The organism is Janthinobacterium sp. SUN100 (assembly GCF_030397705.1).
Classification (GTDB): domain Bacteria; phylum Pseudomonadota; class Gammaproteobacteria; order Burkholderiales; family Burkholderiaceae_D; genus Janthinobacterium; species Janthinobacterium kumbetense.
The window spans coordinates 2,623,945-2,639,950 of sequence record NZ_JAPUBU010000001.1; the positions used below are offsets into that span (position 1 = coordinate 2,623,945).

Sequence of the window (16,006 nt, forward strand, 5' to 3'; positions counted from 1 at the left end):
GCGTCTACTAATCAGGAGGTCATGCAATGAAACGATATCTCACCATCATGATGGCCGCATTGACCGTGTTGCTCACCGGATGCGCCACCACCATACGCAGCGATGTGACCGTATTCCATGAGTGGCCTGCGCAATTGCAGGACAAATCGTATGCATTTGAAGCGCCGGCGGCCGAAGACGACACGCTGGAGTACCGCAGCTACCAGAACCTGGTGCGCGCGGAACTGGCCAAACACGGTTTCGGCGAAGCGTCCGGCCCTGCGGCAGCCAATTTGCGCGTGGCGATGCAGTTTTCCACCGTCGACTACCCTGAACGCGTGCTGCAAGCGTCCGACCCATTCTGGTATGGCCCCGGCTACTGGCCTGGCCGCTACGGCTACCGCTACGGCGCCTGGCCAGGCTACAGTCGCTTTGGCTATAACCCCTACTGGTATGGCCCGATGGACGTGGAAGAAAGCGTGCGCCATAAATACGAACGCGAATTGCGCGTGACGATCAATGACCGCAACGGCAAGAAACTCTATGACGTGACCGTGCAATCGACCAGCAACAAGCGCGCCACGTCGCAGGTGATGCCCGCCATGGTCGCCAGCGCCTTTGCCGACTTCCCCGGCCAGAGCGGCGTGCCCCGTAAAGTGGAAGTCAAGGTAGAGTAATTACCTGGCAACACTAAAAAAACCGGCTTGTGCAGCGATGCGCAAGCCGGTTTTTTTATGTCTACGAATAATACGCTTCGGCGGCAAAGGTCAGCGCGCCGATCAGGGCCACGGCCAATAGCAGCACGATCAACAGGCGGCCGAACTTCGGCGTGCCATCATTGCCGCCGCTCATGGCACGATGATGGTCGAACCGGTCGTCTTGCGCCCTTCCAGGTCCGTATGCGCCTGGGCGATATGGGCCAGGCCGTAGCGCTGGTTGATCTCGATCTGCACTTCGCCGCTGCTGACGACGCCGAACAGCGAGGTCGCCATCTCTTCCAGATTCGCGCGGTTCGAGGCATAGCTGAACAGGGCCGGACGCGTGATGAAGAGCGAGCCGCGCGATGCCAGTTCGCTCAAAGTGAAGGCCGGCACGGGACCGGACGCGTTGCCGAAGCTGACCATCATGCCCAGCGGCGCCAGGCAGTCGAGCGAACCCGTGAACGTATCCTTGCCGATGGAATCGTAGACGACGGAGACGCCCTTGCCGCCCGTGATCTCGCGCACGCGCTCGACGAAGTTTTCCGTGTTGTAGTTGATGACATGGGCCGCGCCGTGCGCCTTGGCCAGCGCCGCCTTTTCATCGGAACCGGCCGTGCCGATCAGGTTCACGCCCAGCACTTTCGCCCACTGGCAGGCGATCAGGCCCACGCCGCCCGCGGCCGCGTGGAACAGGATGGTATCGCCCGCCTTCAGGGCCACCGTGCGGTGGAACAGGTATTGCACCGTCAAGCCTTGCAGCATCATGGCGGCGGCCGTATCGAAGCCTATGCGCTCGGGCAACACCAGCAGCAGGGCCGCCGGCAGGTTGCGCTGCTGCGCATACGCGCCATTGATGCGCGCCGCATACGCCACCCGGTCGCCCACCTTCACTTCCGTGACACCCTCGCCCACCGCCTCGACGATGCCCGCCCCCTCGACACCAAGGCCATTGGGCAGCGGCTGCGGATACAAGCCCGTGCGGAAATACACATCGATGAAATTGAGGCCGATGGCCTCGTGCTTGACGCGCGCCTCGCCGGGACCCGGCGGCGGCAGTTCCACATCCACATATTCCATCACGTCCGGGCCGCCCACGCGCTGTACGCGGATGGCTTTGGTGGTAATCGTTGCACTCACAATATGCTCCTTGAAGAAGAATCGGGAAAACGTCAGGCGGCAGCGCTGGCCCGCGCCTGCAATTGCGACAGCACCAGGTGCGCCGACGACAGATTCGTCGCGCACGCCACGTTGTGCACGTCGCAGGCGCGCACCAGGGCGTTGATGTCCGGCTCATGCGGCTGCGGCGTCATCGGGTCGCGCAGGAAGATCACGCAATCGATCAAGCCTTCCACCAGCAGCGAGCCGATCTGCAAGTCGCCGCCAAACGGGCCGGAATGCTTGCGCTCGACCGCCAGGCCCAGCTCATTGATCAGGCGGCCGCCCGTGGTGCCCGTGGCCGACAATTCACACCCCTTCAAAAAGTCCAAGTATTCGCCCGCCAGGGTAATCATGTCATCTTTTTTCTTGTCGTGGGCAATCAGGGCGATGCGTGTTTTCATGGTGGGGACATTTTCAGTGGGTGGAGGAATTATTTCTTTTTCGACAGCAAGTAAATGCCGGCCAATACCAGACTGGTGCCAGCCAGTTGCCAGTTGGTGATCGGTTCATCGAGGATCATGGCGCCCAGGAACAGGGTCGACACGGGGCCTATCATGCCGGCCTGCGAAGCGACGGGTGCGCCGATGCGCTCGACGGCGATCATCGTCATGAAGACGGGCATCACCGTGCAAAAGATGCCATTGAGCAAAGACAAGCCGTACACGGGCATGGGCTGGATCAGCAGCTCGACGGGGCGCAGGATGAGGAATTGGGCGATGCAGGCAAAGCTGGCCACGCACATGGCATAGCTGACGAGGCGCATCGAGCCGATGCGTTTCACCAGCTCGCCCGAACCGAGCAGGTACACGGCGTAGGCACAGGCCGAGCCCAGCACCAGGGTCGAGCCCAGCGCCACATTGCTGGCGCCGCCCTGCAAGTCGTGCACGAACACCAGCACGATACCGCAGTAGGAGGTGAACAGGGCCAGCCACTGCAGGCGGCTGATGCGCTGCTTGAAGTACACGGTGGTAATCAGGAGCACGAAAGTAGGCGTAAGGAACAGGATCAGGCGCTCCAGGCCCACGGAAATGTATTGCAGGCCCAGGAAATCCAGATAGCTGGACAGGTAGTAGCCGACGAGGCCCAGCCCGACGAGGCGCCAACGGTCGCTGTTTGACAGCGGCGGCTCCGTGCGCATCTTCCAGCAAGCGATGACGGCGAACACGGGCAGCGAAAAGATCATCCTGAAGGCGATCAGGGTGACGGCGTCGATCTGGTAGCGGTACAGCAGCTTGGCGACGATGGCCTTGGTGGAAAACAGTACCGCCCCGCCTACGGCGATGGCCAGGCCACCGAGGTAGACGGAACGGGGAATCGATGCAGGGGATGCTTGCGGGGAACTGGAGCTCATGCCCAGATTGTAAGGCAAAAGCCGGGGCCAGACCCGGCGGGACTCGGCGTCCCCGTCTGGCCCCGAATAAAACCGGCGGCGGATTAAGAGACCACCACCGCCGCCGCACCTGCCGTCACCGTCGCCGTCGTCACGCGCGCAATCACGTTCGACGGCGCCGCCGTGCCGACCAGTTTATTCACCTGTTTGAACTGCGCCACCAGCTTGCCCGGCGTCAAGGTGACCACCGTGTAGCCCTGCGCATCCGTATTCAAATGCTTGATCCACGGGTTGTTGCCCAGGCCGGACAATTGCTGCGCCAGGCCCAGCAGGGTTGCACTGAAGTCAGTGCTCGCTTTCAAGCCAGCCTGCACGGCAGCGACAGTCGCGTCCAGCTGGGCTTCCGGCACACCCTTGGCAGCCAGGGCGCCGCGCAATTGCACGCGCAATTGCTCCAGCAGGCTGTCGACGGTGGGCGCCACCTTGCCCATGGTGTAATCGAGCAGGTTGATGTCGAGATTGACCGTGCCCAGGCCCGTGACGGGAATGGCCAGCGGATAGCTGACGAGGGTACCGATATCGCCCATGCTGCCGGCGGCCGACTTCAGGTAGCTGAAGAAGGAATCGGAGCTGACGCCAGCCGACACCAGGTCCACCATGACGGGCGTGCCGCCGCCGGCCGCGTCGAAATCGTCGCTGACCGTGCCCGCAAAAAACGAGTGGATATCGCCCGTGATGGCCACCACGTTGCCGATGGCATTGGTTTTCAGGTGCGCCATCAGGTTCTTGCGCTCGCTGTTGTAGCCATCCCACTGGTCGCAATTGAGCAGGAAGCGTGTGAAGAATGGCGTCAGCGCGGCTTGCTGGCCGGAAGCGGCGACAAAGCTCGATGCGGCGCCCTTGGCCTGTACGTCGGGCTTGATCCAGCCGAAGGCGATCACTTGCGCGGCGGCGGCCGGCGAGCCGCTGTTGTAGGCAGCCACCGTGATGCCGGCCTGGGCCGCGCTCAAACCGGCGCCCACGGCAGCGGCGCCCTGCGCGCCGGCGTTCGCTGCGGCGCCGGCAATCGCCATGGCGGCGGCCTGCGCCACGCTTGACGATGCGCCTGCCGTCGAAGCGGCCACGATGGCGCAGGCCAGCGGCACGCTGCCGCCCACCAATGGCAGGGTGCTGGCGATGGCTTTACCCACGTTAGCCGTGGCGCTCAGGGCCAGCAGGGTGGCGATCGCATCCGTGCCATTCAAGCCCATGCGCAGCAAGGACACTTCATTGCCCCACAGCTTCCAAGTGGACGTGGCCGCCTTCATCTTGCCCTTCCACCAGTCGCGCTGCGTGCTGCCCAGCATGCCCACTGCCGCCAGCGGATCGGCGCCGGCCTTGGTGGCGGCCGCCATTTTCTGCCCTTCCACGCTGTCGAACAGCGCTTGCGGCACCAGGTAGCGGCTGCCGATGCTGCCCAGCGGCTTGCCCGTGGCGGGATTGATGGTCGACTCGGCGATCGCATGGTCGGCACGGTACAGGCGCTCGTCCGTCATCACCAGCTGCATCAGTTTGCCGAACTGGAAATCGCGGTAAATCTGGATATTCTGGAACGTTGTCGCGGCCGCGTCGAACGTGACGTCGGCCGGCATGTATTCGAACCAGGCCTGGTTGGCGCTGCGGCGACGGGCCGGCTGGTGCAAATCGCTGCCGTCGGCCGCCACGATGCCTTCATAGGTGGACGCATCCTGCCAGGCGTCGTCCGTGAATTCGTGGTCATCCCAGATGGCGATGAAGGCAAAACGCTCGTGCACGGCTTGCAGACGCGCATCGGTGCGGTATTTCTTGTACAGGTAGCGGTAATCGGCCACGGTAGTCGCGTATTTGGCGCCGGACGTGCCGCTTTTATACGTGCCGTCAGGCAATTTTAGCTGGTCGTGGCGGCTTTCCACGGCGCCGCTCTGGAAGGCCTCGCCCACCGTTTCATAGATGTAATCGCCCAGGTGGACGATAAAATCGAGCGATTCGTTGGCGGCGATGTGCGACAGCGCCCCCCAGTGGTTGATGCTCCAGTCCTGGCACGTCAGGTAAGCAAATTGCAGCTGGGCAACGTCACTGGTCGCGGCGGGCGCCGTCTTGAAGCGGCCCACGTTCGAGCGCACGTCGCCGGCGATGAATTGGTAAAAATACACCTGACCCGGCTGCAAGCCCGTCACCTTGTGGCGCACGGTATTGTCGAAATCGGCTTTCAGCGGCAATTTCGCATCGACGATGGGCGTGCCGGCCAGGGCCGTATTGCCGCCCAGGGCGGCCGTATTGTCGCTGGCGCTGACGATCAGGCGCACGGCAACCTCTTCCTTGCCGGCCACGGCGGGCGCGACGGCGTCGAAACTGGCTGGCACGACGCGCGTCCACAGCATGGCGCTGTCGGCGCGCGGGTCGCCCGAAGCCACGCTTTGCGGGAATTTCCAGTCGCTGCCCGAGGCCAGCGGCACGCCAGGATCGCTGTAATCGGTGCTGCCGCAGGCGGCGAGGCCGACAGTGGCCACGGAGACGGTAATAAAGCCGCCCAATTTCAGAAATTGCCGCCTGTCCATTTGACTTGCCATGATGTCGCGCCCTCGATATGGTGAAAGCGCGTCACTTTAGCAACAGATTGTGTCATCCTGATGACGGGGCCGCGCCGCTTCGCAGGGGGCCGATATGCTAAAATGTCGGCCACAATTGAACACCCGTCTAAGGAAGATTCGACATGGCAGGACATAGCAAATGGGCCAATATCAAGCATAAAAAGGCTGCCACCGATGCCAAGCGCGGCAAAATCTGGACGCGCCTGATCAAGGAAATCACGGTCGCGGCCCGCATGGGCGGCGCCGACGCCATCACCAATCCGCGCCTGCGCCTGGCCGTCGACAAGGCCGCCGATGCGAACATGCCAAAAGACAACGTCCAGCGCGCGATCAACCGCGGCAGCGGCGGCGTCGATGGCGCCAACTATGAAGAAGTGCGCTACGAAGGCTACGGCGTGGGCGGCGCAGCCGTCATCGTCGAATGCATGACCGACAACAAGGTACGCACGGTGGCTGAAGTACGCAACGCCTTCAACAAGAACGGCGGCAACATGGGCAACGAAGGCTCGGTCGCCTTCATGTTCCAGCACTGCGGCCAGTTGCTGTTCGCGCCGGGCACCGATGAAGACAAGCTGATGGAAGCGGCCCTGGAAGCGGGCGCCGACGACGTCATCGCCGATGAAGAAGGCGGCTTCGAAGTGGTCACTCCCGTGCATGATTTCGCCGCCGTCAAGGAAGCGCTGGAAGCGGCCGGCTTCAAGGCCGAAGTGGCCGAAGTCATCATGAAGCCGGCGACGGAAACCGTCTACACGGGCGACGACGCCATCAAGATGCAAAAGCTGATCGATGCGCTGGAGCTGCTGGACGACGTCCAGGAAGTATTTACGAACGCCCTGATCGAAAACTAGGCACGGGGTAAAAAAGTCCATGGCGGCGTTGCATGGCCTCGCCGTACTAGCCGTACTGTCTTCGGCCATGCGCCTTGCCCTGAACATTTTTACCGCGTGCCAGGCAATATGTTAAACAAGGGCGGCACTGCCGCCCTGCAACCCACACTGAACGAACGGTTCCTATGAAAATTCTGGTAGTCGGCTCTGGCGGCCGCGAACACGCCCTGGCCTGGAAACTGGCCCAGTCCGAACGCATACAGATGGTGTATGCCGCGCCGGGCAACGGCGGCACCGCGCGCGATGCGCGCCTGGTCAATCTCGACATCAGCGACCCGCAATTGCTGGCCGACTTCGTTCAACAGGAACACATCGGCCTGACCGTCGTCGGTCCGGAAGTGCCGCTGGCGGCCGGCATCGTCAACCTGTTCCGTTCGCGCGGCCTGAAAATCTTCGGCCCCACGAAAGAAGCGGCACAGCTGGAATCGTCGAAGGACTTCGCCAAGGCCTTCATGCAGCGCCACGGCATCCCGACGGCCGCTTACCAGACCTTCTCCGACGTCGCTCCCGCGCACGCCTATGTCGACGCCATGGGCGCGCCGATCGTCATCAAGGCCGACGGCCTGGCCGCCGGCAAGGGCGTCGTCGTTGCCATGACCCTGGAAGAAGCGCACCAGGCGGTCGACATGATGTTGTCCGATAACCAGTTCGGCGACGCCGGCGCGCGCATCGTCATCGAGGAATTCCTCGCCGGCGAAGAAGCGAGCTTCATCGTCATGTGCGACGGCAAGAACATCCTGCCGCTGGCCACCAGCCAGGACCACAAACGCCTGAAAGACCATGACCAGGGCCCGAACACGGGCGGCATGGGCGCGTATTCGCCGGCACCCATCGTCACGCCGGCCATGCATGCGCGCGTCATGCGCGAAATCATCGTGCCGACCATCCAGGGCATGGCCAAGGACGGCATCACGTTCACGGGCTTCCTGTATGCGGGCCTGATGATCGACGACAAAGGCACGCCGAAGACCCTGGAATTCAACTGCCGCATGGGCGACCCGGAAACGCAGCCCATCATGGCGCGCCTGAAGACCGACCTGGTGACCGTCATGGAACACGCCGTCAACGGTACGCTCGACGCCGTGGAACTGGAATGGGACCGCCGCACGGCCGTCGGCGTGGTGATGGCCGCCGCCGGCTACCCGGACGATCCCGTCAAGGGCACGTCCATCGGCGACATCCCGGCCGAAACGCATGATTCCGTCACCTTCCATGCCGGCACCCGCATCGAGGGCGAACGCCTGGTGACCAACGGCGGCCGCGTGCTGTGCGTGGTGGGCCTGGGCGACAGCATCAAGATGGCGCAGAAACAAGCGTATGAAACCGTGGAAAAAATCCATTTCGACGGCGCGCAGTACCGCCGCGACATCGGCTGGCGCGGCCTGAAGCACTAAGCACGCCACAGGCGGCAAACGGCAGGGCCGGCGCGGAATGCATCCGCCCCGGCCCTGTTTTGATTGGCGCGCCGGGAAAACGGACCTTGCGCTAAGATTTTGCCTTTCAGACAAAGTTGCAGCCCATGACCAGCCACGTCCATCCCGCCCTCGCTCAGGTACGCCAACTCCGCCTGATCACGGACAATGAACTCGACGACGCCATCGCCGAACTGGAAATCCTCGCGCTGGACGAGGAAGACGACGTCGACATGCCACGACTGGCCGCCGGCGCAGGTCCCGCCGAGGCCCTAGCATGGCTGCTGCGCACTGACCTGCTGCCACAGGACGACTTCCTGCGGCGCGTACAGGACCTGCCGCGCCGGCATGGCAGCGAAGCCCTGCTCGAGCGCCAGCAACTGGCCGCCGACGCGCTAAAGCTGGTCAACGGCCAGGCCATCGATGCCCTGTACGACGAAGACCTGATCAACCAGTGGCAGCGCGATGCCGCCCACGCCAGCTTGCCGGAGAACCGCCTGCTCGCCTCGCCGATTGACGCACTGCGCGAGATGCTCCGGCAAGGCACCTTGACGGCGCAGCAATTCGAGCTACTGCGCACGCGCCAGCACGGCTCGGAGCTGGGCCGTATCATCGTCGATGGCGCCGCGCGCCAGGCCCGCCGGGAACGCCCCGCCTATGCGCGCCCGGGCACGTGGGTGATGGCCGCGCTGCTGGTGCTGGTACTGGCCTTTGCCGGCCGCGCCATCGTCTTCGGGCAGGCCCCCTCCCCCGCCGCAGCCCCCGTCGCCGGGCAGGGCGTCGAGCGGCCCGACTTGCAGCAGCGCGCCGTGCACGCCGTGGAAAGCGCGCGCCTGCCCGGCGCCGGCGCGGACCTGTCCATCACGGTGGTGCAGGACGACGCCACGCCACCGGCACGCTGATCCACAACACAAACGCACAGCGCAAGCGCCGCCCTATCACAAAAACGCGTAACAGGGTACAATCCGTCCTTACTTTTTTATTTCGGCCTCGTCGGCCCACGCGATGTCGTCAACTCCCTCTCCTTCGGCCGTCAAGGCCTATTTGCTCGATTTGCAAAGCCGTATCGTGCAGGCGCTCGAAGCGCAGGACGGCAAGCCCTTCCTGACCGACGCCTGGCAGCGCCCCGAGGGCGGCGGCGGCATTTCGCGGCTGATCGAGGAAGGCAATGTGTTCGAGCGTGGCGGCGTGAATTTTTCGCACGTCACCGGCGCCGCATTGCCGCCATCGGCAGCGGCCGCGCGCCCTGAACTCGGTGGCAAGGCGTGGGAAGCGATGGGCGTATCGCTGGTGCTGCATCCGCGTAATCCGTATGCGCCCACGGTGCACATGAATGTGCGTTTCTTCACCACCGTGAATGCCGATGGCGAACCCGTATGGTGGTTCGGCGGCGGCATGGACCTGACGCCGTATTATGGCGACGCGGGCGACGTGAAGCACTTTCACCAGGTATGCCATGATGCGCTGGCGCCGTTTGGCGAGGAACTGCATCCGAAGTTCAAGCAGTGGTGCGACGATTACTTCTACCTGAAGCACCGGCGCGAAGCGCGCGGCGCGGGTGGTATTTTCTTCGACGACTTCAATGCCTTGGGCTTTGACGACAGTTTCGCCATGATGCGCAGCGCCGGCGACGCCTTCATCGACGCCTATGTGCCAATCCTGGCGCGCCGCAAGGACACGCCCTACGGCGAACGCGAACGCGACTTCCAGTGCTACCGGCGCGGACGCTATGTCGAGTTCAACCTGGTGTTCGACCGCGGCACCCTGTTCGGCCTGCAGTCGGGCGGACGCACCGAAGCGATCCTGATGTCGATGCCGCCCGTGGTCAAGTGGCGCTACGACTGGCACCCGGAAGCGGGCAGTCCCGAAGCGGCGTTGTATACTGACTTCCTCGTGCATCGCGACTGGCTGAAGGCGTGAACCCAGGTAGCAGGGCATGCGTGGCGCTGCTCGGTGGCAGCTACGATCCGGTGCATATGGGGCATGTCGCGCTGGGCACGCATTTTTCCAGCCTGCTGCACGCCGATGAACTCCGCGTGATTCCGGCAGGCGCGCCCTGGCAAAAAAGCAAGCTTGGCGCCACGGGCCAGCAGCGTGCCGAAATGGCCGGCCTGGCGTTTGCCGGCCTGCCCCTGCCGGTCGTGATCGACCGCCAGGAAATCGCGCGCAGCGAACATGGCCAGGCCAGCTACACCATCGATACCTTGCGCCAGGTACGCGCCGAGCTGGGTCCGCGCGCTTCCATCGTTTTCCTGATGGGCGCCGACCAGCTGCAGCGGCTCGCGACATGGCGCGAATGGCAGCAATTATTTGAATACGCGCATATCTGCGTCGCGGCCCGCCCCGGCTTCGCGCTGAATGACACCGCAGTGCCGCAAGTGGTCGCCGAAGAATTTTCGCGCCGCCTGGGGTCACTGGAAAGCATCCGCAACACGCCGCACGGTCTGACTTATCTGGCACAGGACTTCGCGGTGGATATCTCCGCCACCGAAATACGTGCGGCATTACAACGGGGGAATCGGGCAAACCCGCTTGTTTCCCCGCTAGTGCTAGACTATATTGAACAACATAATTTATACAAAAGCTAAATGGACATCAAAAAACTGCAAACCCTCGTCGTTGACGCCCTTGAAGACGTCAAAGGCCAAGACATCGCCGTCTTCGAAACGAGTCACCTGACCAGCCTGTTCGACCGCATCGCGATCGTTTCCGGTACCTCGAACCGTCAAACCAAGGCGCTGGCCGCCTCGGTGCGCAACAAGGTCAAGGATGCCGGCGGCGACATCATCGGCATGGAAGGCGAGGACACCGGTGAATGGGTGCTGGTCGATCTGGGCGACATGATCGTCCACATCATGCAAGCGCCTATCCGCGCCTACTACCGCCTGGAAGAAATCTGGGGCGACACCCCGGTCAAGCTGGGTGCCGCCAAGCGCGCGCCGAAAAAAGCGGCCGGCGACGAACCGAAAAAGGTCAGCGGCCATCTGGCAGCAAGCAAAGCCAATGTGGAAGCAACGCCCGTGATCGAGAAAAAGGCGCCTGCCAAGAAAGCTGCGGCAACCACCGCCGCCAAGAAAGCCCCGGCGAAAAAAGCCACTGCTTCCAAAGCCGTCGGCAAGACCGTGAAAGTCGCGCCAACCAAGACCGAAGCGGCCGCAGTGAAAGCCCTGAAAGCGCTGCCGGAGAAAAAAGTGCGCGCCCCACGCGCGGCCAAGCCGGCAGCCGATGCTGCACCGGCAAAAACCGTGATCAAGCGTATCAAAAAAGTCGAAGCGTAAGCCTCGATGCAGCTCATCATCGCTGCGGTCGGCCATAAAATGCCGGCTTGGATAGAGACGGGCTTCGCGGAATACGCGAAGCGCATGCCGCCGGAATTACGCATCGTGCTGAAAGAAATCAAGCCGGTGGAGCGTTCCGGCAGCAAGACCGCCGCCACGGCGATGGCGCTGGAACGCGAACGCATCGAAGCCGTCCTGCCCAAGGGCGTGCGCATCATCGCCCTCGACGAACGTGGCAAGGACCTGACCAGCGTCGGCCTGTCGCAGCAGCTGATGGCGTGGCAGCAGGATGGCCGCGACACGGCCTTCCTGATCGGCGGCGCCGACGGCCTCGATCCGCAACTCAAGGCACGTGCCGAAGGCATGCTGCGCATTTCCAGCATGACCCTGCCGCACGGCGTGGTGCGCGTAATCCTCGCCGAGCAGCTGTACCGCGCCTGGTCGATCACGCAAAACCACCCCTACCACCGCGTCTGAACTCCCCCATGAAACCGGCCGATAACAAGATCTATCTCGCCTCCAAAAGCCCGCGCCGGCGCGAATTGCTGCGCCAGATCGGCGTCGATTTCGAATTACTGCTGCTGCGCAGCGACGGCCCGCGCGGCGCCGACGTCACCGAGGAAGTCTTCCTCGGCGAGTCGGCGCTCGACTATGTGGCCCGCGTGGCGAATGAAAAAGCCGCCTTCGCCTGGGACCTGGTGCGCCGCCGCCACCTGACGCCGCGCCCCGTGCTGGCGGCCGACACCACCGTCACCATCGACGGCGTCATCCTCGGCAAGCCGGCCGACCGGGCTGAGGCCGTGGCCATGCTGCAGCAGCTGTCAGGCCGCACGCACGAGGTGCTCACCTCGATCGCCGTGCACTACAAGGATGTCGCCGAGCAGCGTACGCAGATTTCGCAAGTGCGCTTCGGCGTGCTGTCGCCCGCCTCGATCGCCGCGTATTGCGCCACGCCGGAACCGTACGACAAGGCCGGCGGCTATGGCATCCAGGGCAGCGCCGCGCTGTTCGTCGAGCACATCGAAGGCAGCCATTCCGGCATCATGGGCCTGCCCCTGTACGAAACTGCACAGTTGCTACGACTGGCAGGTTTGCCCCTGCCCTGATCGGGTATGATGTCATTCGTTGCCTCCACTCCCGCGCCTCCATGAACGAAGACATCCTGATCAATATCACGCCGCAAGAAACGCGCGTCGCCCTCATCCTGCAGGGCGCCGTGCAGGAATTGCACATCGAGCGCACGCTCACGCGCGGCCTGGCCGGCAACGTGTATTCCGGCAAAGTGGTGCGCGTATTGCCGGGCATGCAGTCGGCCTTCATCGACATCGGCCTGGAACGGGCCGCCTTCCTGCACGTGGCCGACATCTGGGAAGCGCGCGGCCACGACGGCCAGAACGCCACGCCGGCGCCCATCGAGAAAATCCTGTTTGACGGCCAGGTACTGACGGTACAGGTAATCAAGGACCCGATCGGCACCAAGGGCGCGCGCCTGTCGACGCAGATTTCCATCGCCGGGCGCATGCTGGTGTACCTGCCGCAGGACAAGCACATCGGCATCTCGCAGAAGATCGAGAAGGAAGCGGAGCGCGAGCAGCTGCGCGTGCGCCTGCAAAGCCTGCTGCCCACCGATGAAAAGGGCGGCTACATCGTGCGCACCATGGCTGAAGACGCGTCCGACGCGGACTTGAAGGCGGACGTCGACTACCTGAGAAAAACCTGGAGCACGATCACGCACGGTGCGCGCACGCGCCCCGCCACCAGCCTGCTGCACCAGGACTTGAGCCTGGCGCAACGCGTGCTGCGCGATTTCGTCGGCGATGAAACGGCCACCATCCAGGTCGACTCGCGCGAAAACTACGTGAAATTACGCGAATTCGCGGAAATCTACACGCCCAGCGAACTGACGCGGTTGCAGCACTACACGGGCGAGCGCCCCCTGTTCGACCTGTACGGCGTGGAAGAAGAGATTCTGCGCGCCCTGGGCCGCCGGGTCGACCTGAAATCGGGTGGCTACCTGATCGTCGACCAGACGGAAGCGATGACCACCATCGACGTCAACACGGGCGGCTTCGTCGGCGGACGCAATTTTGCCGACACGATTTTCAAGACCAACCTGGAAGCGGCGCACGCCATCGCGCGCCAGCTGCGCCTGCGCAATCTGGGCGGCATCATCATCCTCGACTTCATCGACATGGACAACGCCGAGCACCGCAACGCCGTGCTGGCCGAACTGAAACGCACCCTGTCGCGCGACCGCACCAAGGTCTCGGTGAGCAATTTCTCGCCGCTGGGCCTGGTGGAAATGACGCGCAAGCGCACGCGCGAATCGCTGGCCCACATCCTGTGCGAACCATGCCCCGCCTGCGCCGGCAAGGGGCAAGTGAAAACCTCGCGCACGATCTGCTATGAAATCCTGCGCGAACTGCTGCGCGAAGCAAAGCAGTTCAACCCGCGCGAATTCCGCATCCTCGCCTCGCAGGAAGTCGTGGATTTATTCCTCGAGGAAGAATCGCAGCACCTGGCCATGCTCGGTGATTTCATCGGCAAGAAAATCTCGCTGCAGGTGGAGAATGCCTACCACCAGGAGCAGTACGACGTGATCCTGATGTAGTCATGCCGGGCACCACCGCCTTCTGGCGCGACCCGTCTCTCCCCCACGTGGAGAGCCGGCGCGCCTGCCACAGCCGGGCTTGCTACAAACCCCACAGCCATCCCACGTTTTCCATCGGCGCCGTCGACTCTGGAGGCAGCGTCTTTACCGGCAGCAAAGACGGCAAGGTCGCACTCGGCAATGGCAGCCTGGTGCTGGTGCCGGCCGGCTGCGTGCACGCCTGCAACCCCCTGCCAGACGCCCTGTGGAGCTACCAGATGCTGCATCTCGATGCGCAATGGCTGCAAGCACACGCGCCGGCGCTCGATGGCGATACGGCGGCAGTGTTGCACTGCCCACAACTGTACGCGCAGTTTTGCGCCGTGAATGCGCTGCTGTTTTCAAGGGCCAGCGCGGCGGAGAAAAATGCGGCGCTGCTGGCGTTTCTGGTCGCCTGCACCAGCGCCTGTGCGGATCTGCTGCCTTCGGAACGCAAGCCGCTGCCGCAGCAGCTGGCGCCCGTGCTCGCAACGCTGCAGGCGCTGCCCTCGGCCAGCCTGCGGCAACTGGCGGAGGCAGCAAGCCTGAGCCCGTATCAATTGATCCGCGCCTTTCGCGCCGCCACGGGCCTGACGCCGCATGCCTACCAGCTAAACATGCACGTCAACCGCGCGCGCAGCCGCTTGCAAGCCGGGACGGCGTTGGCGCAACTGGCGCATGAGCTCGGCTTTGCCGACCAGAGCCACCTGCAGCGCGTGTTCAAGGCGCATGCGGGCATCACGCCGGGGCGCTATCGCGGCCAGGACAGCTAGAACGCCTGCAATTTTCTTCAATACAGGCTGTCGCCAGGCCCGGCATACTCGCGCATCGCCATTGCCGGAGCCAAACTCCATGCAGGATTTTCTCTTCATCGCCGCCGCCCACTTTCTTTCCCTGCTGTCGCCAGGTCCCGATTTTTTCCTGATCGCGCGCACCTCGCTGGCCCACGGCTGGCGCGGCGCCGCCGGCACGTGCGTGGGCATTACCGTGGCCAATGCGGTGTTTATCGTGGCGGCGTTTGCGGGACTATCGGTGCTGCGGGCGGGCAGCACGGCATTCATGCTGGTGCGGCTGGCGGGATGCGCCTATCTGCTGTACCTGGGCTGGCTATTCCTGCGCCATGCGGGCAAGAGCAGCCTGAAAGCAAAGCCCGCCACCGGCAAGGCACGCTGGCACGGCAGTGTCGCGATGGGGTTTGTCTCCGCCATCCTGAACCCGAAGAATGCGCTGTTCTATGTCAGCCTGGCCACCGTGCTGGCCGCCAGGCAGACGAGTCCCGTTGCGATGGTGGCATATGGCGCGTGGATGGTCTTTGCCGTGCTGGTGTGGGATATGGCGGTGGCGCTGGCCATCGGCAGCGCCGCCCTGCGGCAGCGCTTTGCGCGCGCGCTGCCGTCGCTGGAACGGCTGTCGGGCGTGGTGCTGATCGTGCTGGCGCTGGTGCTGCTGGCGGATCAGGCTGGCAGCGGGTCCAGATAAAACACGGCATACACTTTCAAGGGCGTGGTTTCCGTCGCCTTTTCCGAGCGCACGACGGAGCAGTCGTCGGCGGCCAGGCTGCGCCAGTTCTGGATGCCCGCCTTGGCGAACATGGCGTGCGCGGGGGCATTCGCGGCCAGATCCAGCACCAGGCAGGCGTTGCGCGGGCCGGCGCCGTAGTTGACGGCGCGAATTTCAATGCCGAAGGTCGTCATCCACGGCTCCCACAAGCCTTTTTCCTTGCCGGCGGCCATGCGCTCCAGCATTTCGCCAAAGCTCAAGCCTTTCTTGACGGTGCTGCGCAGGGCTTCCAACGACGGCGCCAGGCGGGGATCGGGCTGCTTGTTGCCGGCGCGGATCTCGGCGATCGCCTTCAATTCCTTGATGATGGCCGCATCGCGCTCCGTGTAGTCGCGCATGCGCGCGTAAAACTCGGCATCGAGGAATGGATTGACGGTCAGCTTGGCGACGCCCTCTTCGCGGCGTTTCGGGGAAGGCGTGTTGGTTTTGGTCATGGCGATAGAGGGGCAAAATACGTTGAGGG

At 63.7% G+C, this 16,006-nt stretch carries 17 protein-coding genes; 12 read left to right on the forward strand and 5 right to left on the reverse strand.

The genetic code is table 11. The annotated features are described in order from the left end of the window. The first annotated feature begins 26 nt into the window (after nucleotides 1–26). On the forward strand, nucleotides 27–656 hold the full coding sequence (locus O0881_RS11535) for a DUF4136 domain-containing protein (protein WP_289903733.1): 630 nt from the start codon (nucleotides 27–29) through the stop codon (nucleotides 654–656). A 171-nt stretch (nucleotides 657–827) separates the two neighbouring features. Here the strand turns inward: O0881_RS11535 and O0881_RS11540 are convergent, their stop codons facing one another. The 4 genes from O0881_RS11540 to O0881_RS11555 form a co-directional block, all read right to left on the reverse strand. After that, the gene (locus tag O0881_RS11540; protein WP_251350740.1) at nucleotides 828–1,757 is read right to left on the reverse strand and encodes a quinone oxidoreductase; all 930 of its coding nucleotides are present in this window, start codon (nucleotides 1,755–1,757) and stop codon (nucleotides 828–830) included. 92 nt (nucleotides 1,758–1,849) lie between these two features. Further along, the gene (locus O0881_RS11545) at nucleotides 1,850–2,239 is read right to left on the reverse strand and encodes a methylglyoxal synthase (RefSeq protein WP_034786684.1); all 390 of its coding nucleotides are present in this window, start codon (nucleotides 2,237–2,239) and stop codon (nucleotides 1,850–1,852) included. A gap of 29 nt (nucleotides 2,240–2,268) precedes the next feature. Next, nucleotides 2,269–3,189, reverse strand: coding sequence for a DMT family transporter (locus tag O0881_RS11550; protein WP_289911340.1), 921 nt, complete (start codon nucleotides 3,187–3,189; stop codon nucleotides 2,269–2,271). A gap of 83 nt (nucleotides 3,190–3,272) precedes the next feature. Next, entirely contained in the window at nucleotides 3,273–5,756 is a 2,484-nt protein-coding gene (locus O0881_RS11555) for an alkaline phosphatase D family protein (RefSeq protein WP_289911341.1), read from the reverse strand. A 143-nt stretch (nucleotides 5,757–5,899) separates the two neighbouring features. On the opposite strand from O0881_RS11555, the gene O0881_RS11560 reads away from it, so the two are divergent. The 11 genes from O0881_RS11560 (at nucleotide 5,900) to O0881_RS11610 (ending at nucleotide 15,462) form a co-directional block, all read left to right on the forward strand. Beyond that, the gene (locus tag O0881_RS11560; protein ID WP_077408206.1) at nucleotides 5,900–6,625 is read left to right on the forward strand and encodes a YebC/PmpR family DNA-binding transcriptional regulator; all 726 of its coding nucleotides are present in this window, start codon (nucleotides 5,900–5,902) and stop codon (nucleotides 6,623–6,625) included. Nucleotides 6,626–6,789: 164 nt separating this feature from the next. Next, a complete protein-coding gene (gene purD / locus O0881_RS11565; protein ID WP_289911342.1) occupies nucleotides 6,790–8,058 on the forward strand; it encodes a phosphoribosylamine--glycine ligase in 1,269 nt (422 codons plus the stop codon). 125 nt (nucleotides 8,059–8,183) lie between these two features. Then, on the forward strand, nucleotides 8,184–8,978 hold the full coding sequence (locus O0881_RS11570; RefSeq protein ID WP_289911343.1) for a hypothetical protein: 795 nt from the start codon (nucleotides 8,184–8,186) through the stop codon (nucleotides 8,976–8,978). 103 nt (nucleotides 8,979–9,081) lie between these two features. Continuing rightward, complete coding sequence (gene hemF, locus O0881_RS11575; RefSeq protein ID WP_289911344.1) at nucleotides 9,082–9,996, forward strand: oxygen-dependent coproporphyrinogen oxidase; 915 nt, start codon at nucleotides 9,082–9,084, stop codon at nucleotides 9,994–9,996. A 20-nt stretch (nucleotides 9,997–10,016) separates the two neighbouring features. Then, nucleotides 10,017–10,664 (forward strand): nicotinate (nicotinamide) nucleotide adenylyltransferase, encoded by a 648-nt coding sequence (nadD, locus tag O0881_RS11580; RefSeq protein WP_257218867.1) that lies wholly within the window; start codon nucleotides 10,017–10,019, stop codon nucleotides 10,662–10,664. Beyond that, the gene (gene rsfS, locus O0881_RS11585; RefSeq protein ID WP_289903725.1) at nucleotides 10,665–11,354 is read left to right on the forward strand and encodes a ribosome silencing factor; all 690 of its coding nucleotides are present in this window, start codon (nucleotides 10,665–10,667) and stop codon (nucleotides 11,352–11,354) included. 6 nt (nucleotides 11,355–11,360) lie between these two features. Next, entirely contained in the window at nucleotides 11,361–11,831 is a 471-nt protein-coding gene (gene rlmH, locus O0881_RS11590; RefSeq protein ID WP_034747108.1) for a 23S rRNA (pseudouridine(1915)-N(3))-methyltransferase RlmH, read from the forward strand. An 8-nt stretch (nucleotides 11,832–11,839) separates the two neighbouring features. Next, nucleotides 11,840–12,460 carry a nucleoside triphosphate pyrophosphatase gene (locus O0881_RS11595; protein WP_289911345.1) on the forward strand — a complete coding sequence of 207 codons (621 nt, stop codon included), beginning with the start codon at nucleotides 11,840–11,842 and terminating at the stop codon, nucleotides 12,458–12,460. A gap of 41 nt (nucleotides 12,461–12,501) precedes the next feature. After that, nucleotides 12,502–13,965, forward strand: a complete 1,464-nt coding sequence (gene rng / locus O0881_RS11600) for a ribonuclease G (RefSeq protein WP_099666686.1) — start codon at nucleotides 12,502–12,504, stop codon at nucleotides 13,963–13,965. A gap of 2 nt (nucleotides 13,966–13,967) precedes the next feature. Beyond that, nucleotides 13,968–14,756, forward strand: coding sequence for an AraC family transcriptional regulator (locus O0881_RS11605; protein ID WP_289911346.1), 789 nt, complete (start codon nucleotides 13,968–13,970; stop codon nucleotides 14,754–14,756). A gap of 79 nt (nucleotides 14,757–14,835) precedes the next feature. Further along, nucleotides 14,836–15,462 carry a LysE family translocator gene (locus tag O0881_RS11610; RefSeq protein WP_289911347.1) on the forward strand — a complete coding sequence of 209 codons (627 nt, stop codon included), beginning with the start codon at nucleotides 14,836–14,838 and terminating at the stop codon, nucleotides 15,460–15,462. On the opposite strand, the gene O0881_RS11615 is transcribed toward O0881_RS11610, so the two are convergent. Then, nucleotides 15,438–15,977, reverse strand: coding sequence for a hypothetical protein (locus tag O0881_RS11615; protein WP_077408222.1), 540 nt, complete (start codon nucleotides 15,975–15,977; stop codon nucleotides 15,438–15,440). The two genes, O0881_RS11610 and O0881_RS11615, sit on opposite strands and share 25 nt — an antisense overlap. Between the last annotated feature and the right edge of the window lie 29 nt (nucleotides 15,978–16,006).

What these genes read in the sequence shown, in the direction of transcription:
- O0881_RS11535 (WP_289903733.1), top strand. Translation starts at nt 27, where the DNA reads ATGAAACGATATCTCACCATCATGATGGCCGCATTGACCGTGTTGCTC.
- O0881_RS11540 (WP_251350740.1), bottom strand. Translation starts at nt 1,757, where the DNA reads ATGGAATATGTGGATGTGGAACTGCCGCCGCCGGGTCCCGGCGAGGCG.
- O0881_RS11545 (WP_034786684.1), bottom strand. Translation starts at nt 2,239, where the DNA reads ATGAAAACACGCATCGCCCTGATTGCCCACGACAAGAAAAAAGATGAC.
- O0881_RS11550 (WP_289911340.1), bottom strand. Translation starts at nt 3,189, where the DNA reads ATGAGCTCCAGTTCCCCGCAAGCATCCCCTGCATCGATTCCCCGTTCC.
- O0881_RS11555 (WP_289911341.1), bottom strand. Translation starts at nt 5,756, where the DNA reads ATGGCAAGTCAAATGGACAGGCGGCAATTTCTGAAATTGGGCGGCTTT.
- O0881_RS11560 (WP_077408206.1), top strand. Translation starts at nt 5,900, where the DNA reads ATGGCAGGACATAGCAAATGGGCCAATATCAAGCATAAAAAGGCTGCC.
- purD (WP_289911342.1), top strand. Translation starts at nt 6,790, where the DNA reads ATGAAAATTCTGGTAGTCGGCTCTGGCGGCCGCGAACACGCCCTGGCC.
- O0881_RS11570 (WP_289911343.1), top strand. Translation starts at nt 8,184, where the DNA reads ATGACCAGCCACGTCCATCCCGCCCTCGCTCAGGTACGCCAACTCCGC.
- hemF (WP_289911344.1), top strand. Translation starts at nt 9,082, where the DNA reads ATGTCGTCAACTCCCTCTCCTTCGGCCGTCAAGGCCTATTTGCTCGAT.
- rsfS (WP_289903725.1), top strand. Translation starts at nt 10,665, where the DNA reads ATGGACATCAAAAAACTGCAAACCCTCGTCGTTGACGCCCTTGAAGAC.
- rlmH (WP_034747108.1), top strand. Translation starts at nt 11,361, where the DNA reads ATGCAGCTCATCATCGCTGCGGTCGGCCATAAAATGCCGGCTTGGATA.
- O0881_RS11595 (WP_289911345.1), top strand. Translation starts at nt 11,840, where the DNA reads ATGAAACCGGCCGATAACAAGATCTATCTCGCCTCCAAAAGCCCGCGC.
- rng (WP_099666686.1), top strand. Translation starts at nt 12,502, where the DNA reads ATGAACGAAGACATCCTGATCAATATCACGCCGCAAGAAACGCGCGTC.
- O0881_RS11605 (WP_289911346.1), top strand. Translation starts at nt 13,968, where the DNA reads ATGCCGGGCACCACCGCCTTCTGGCGCGACCCGTCTCTCCCCCACGTG.
- O0881_RS11610 (WP_289911347.1), top strand. Translation starts at nt 14,836, where the DNA reads ATGCAGGATTTTCTCTTCATCGCCGCCGCCCACTTTCTTTCCCTGCTG.
- O0881_RS11615 (WP_077408222.1), bottom strand. Translation starts at nt 15,977, where the DNA reads ATGACCAAAACCAACACGCCTTCCCCGAAACGCCGCGAAGAGGGCGTC.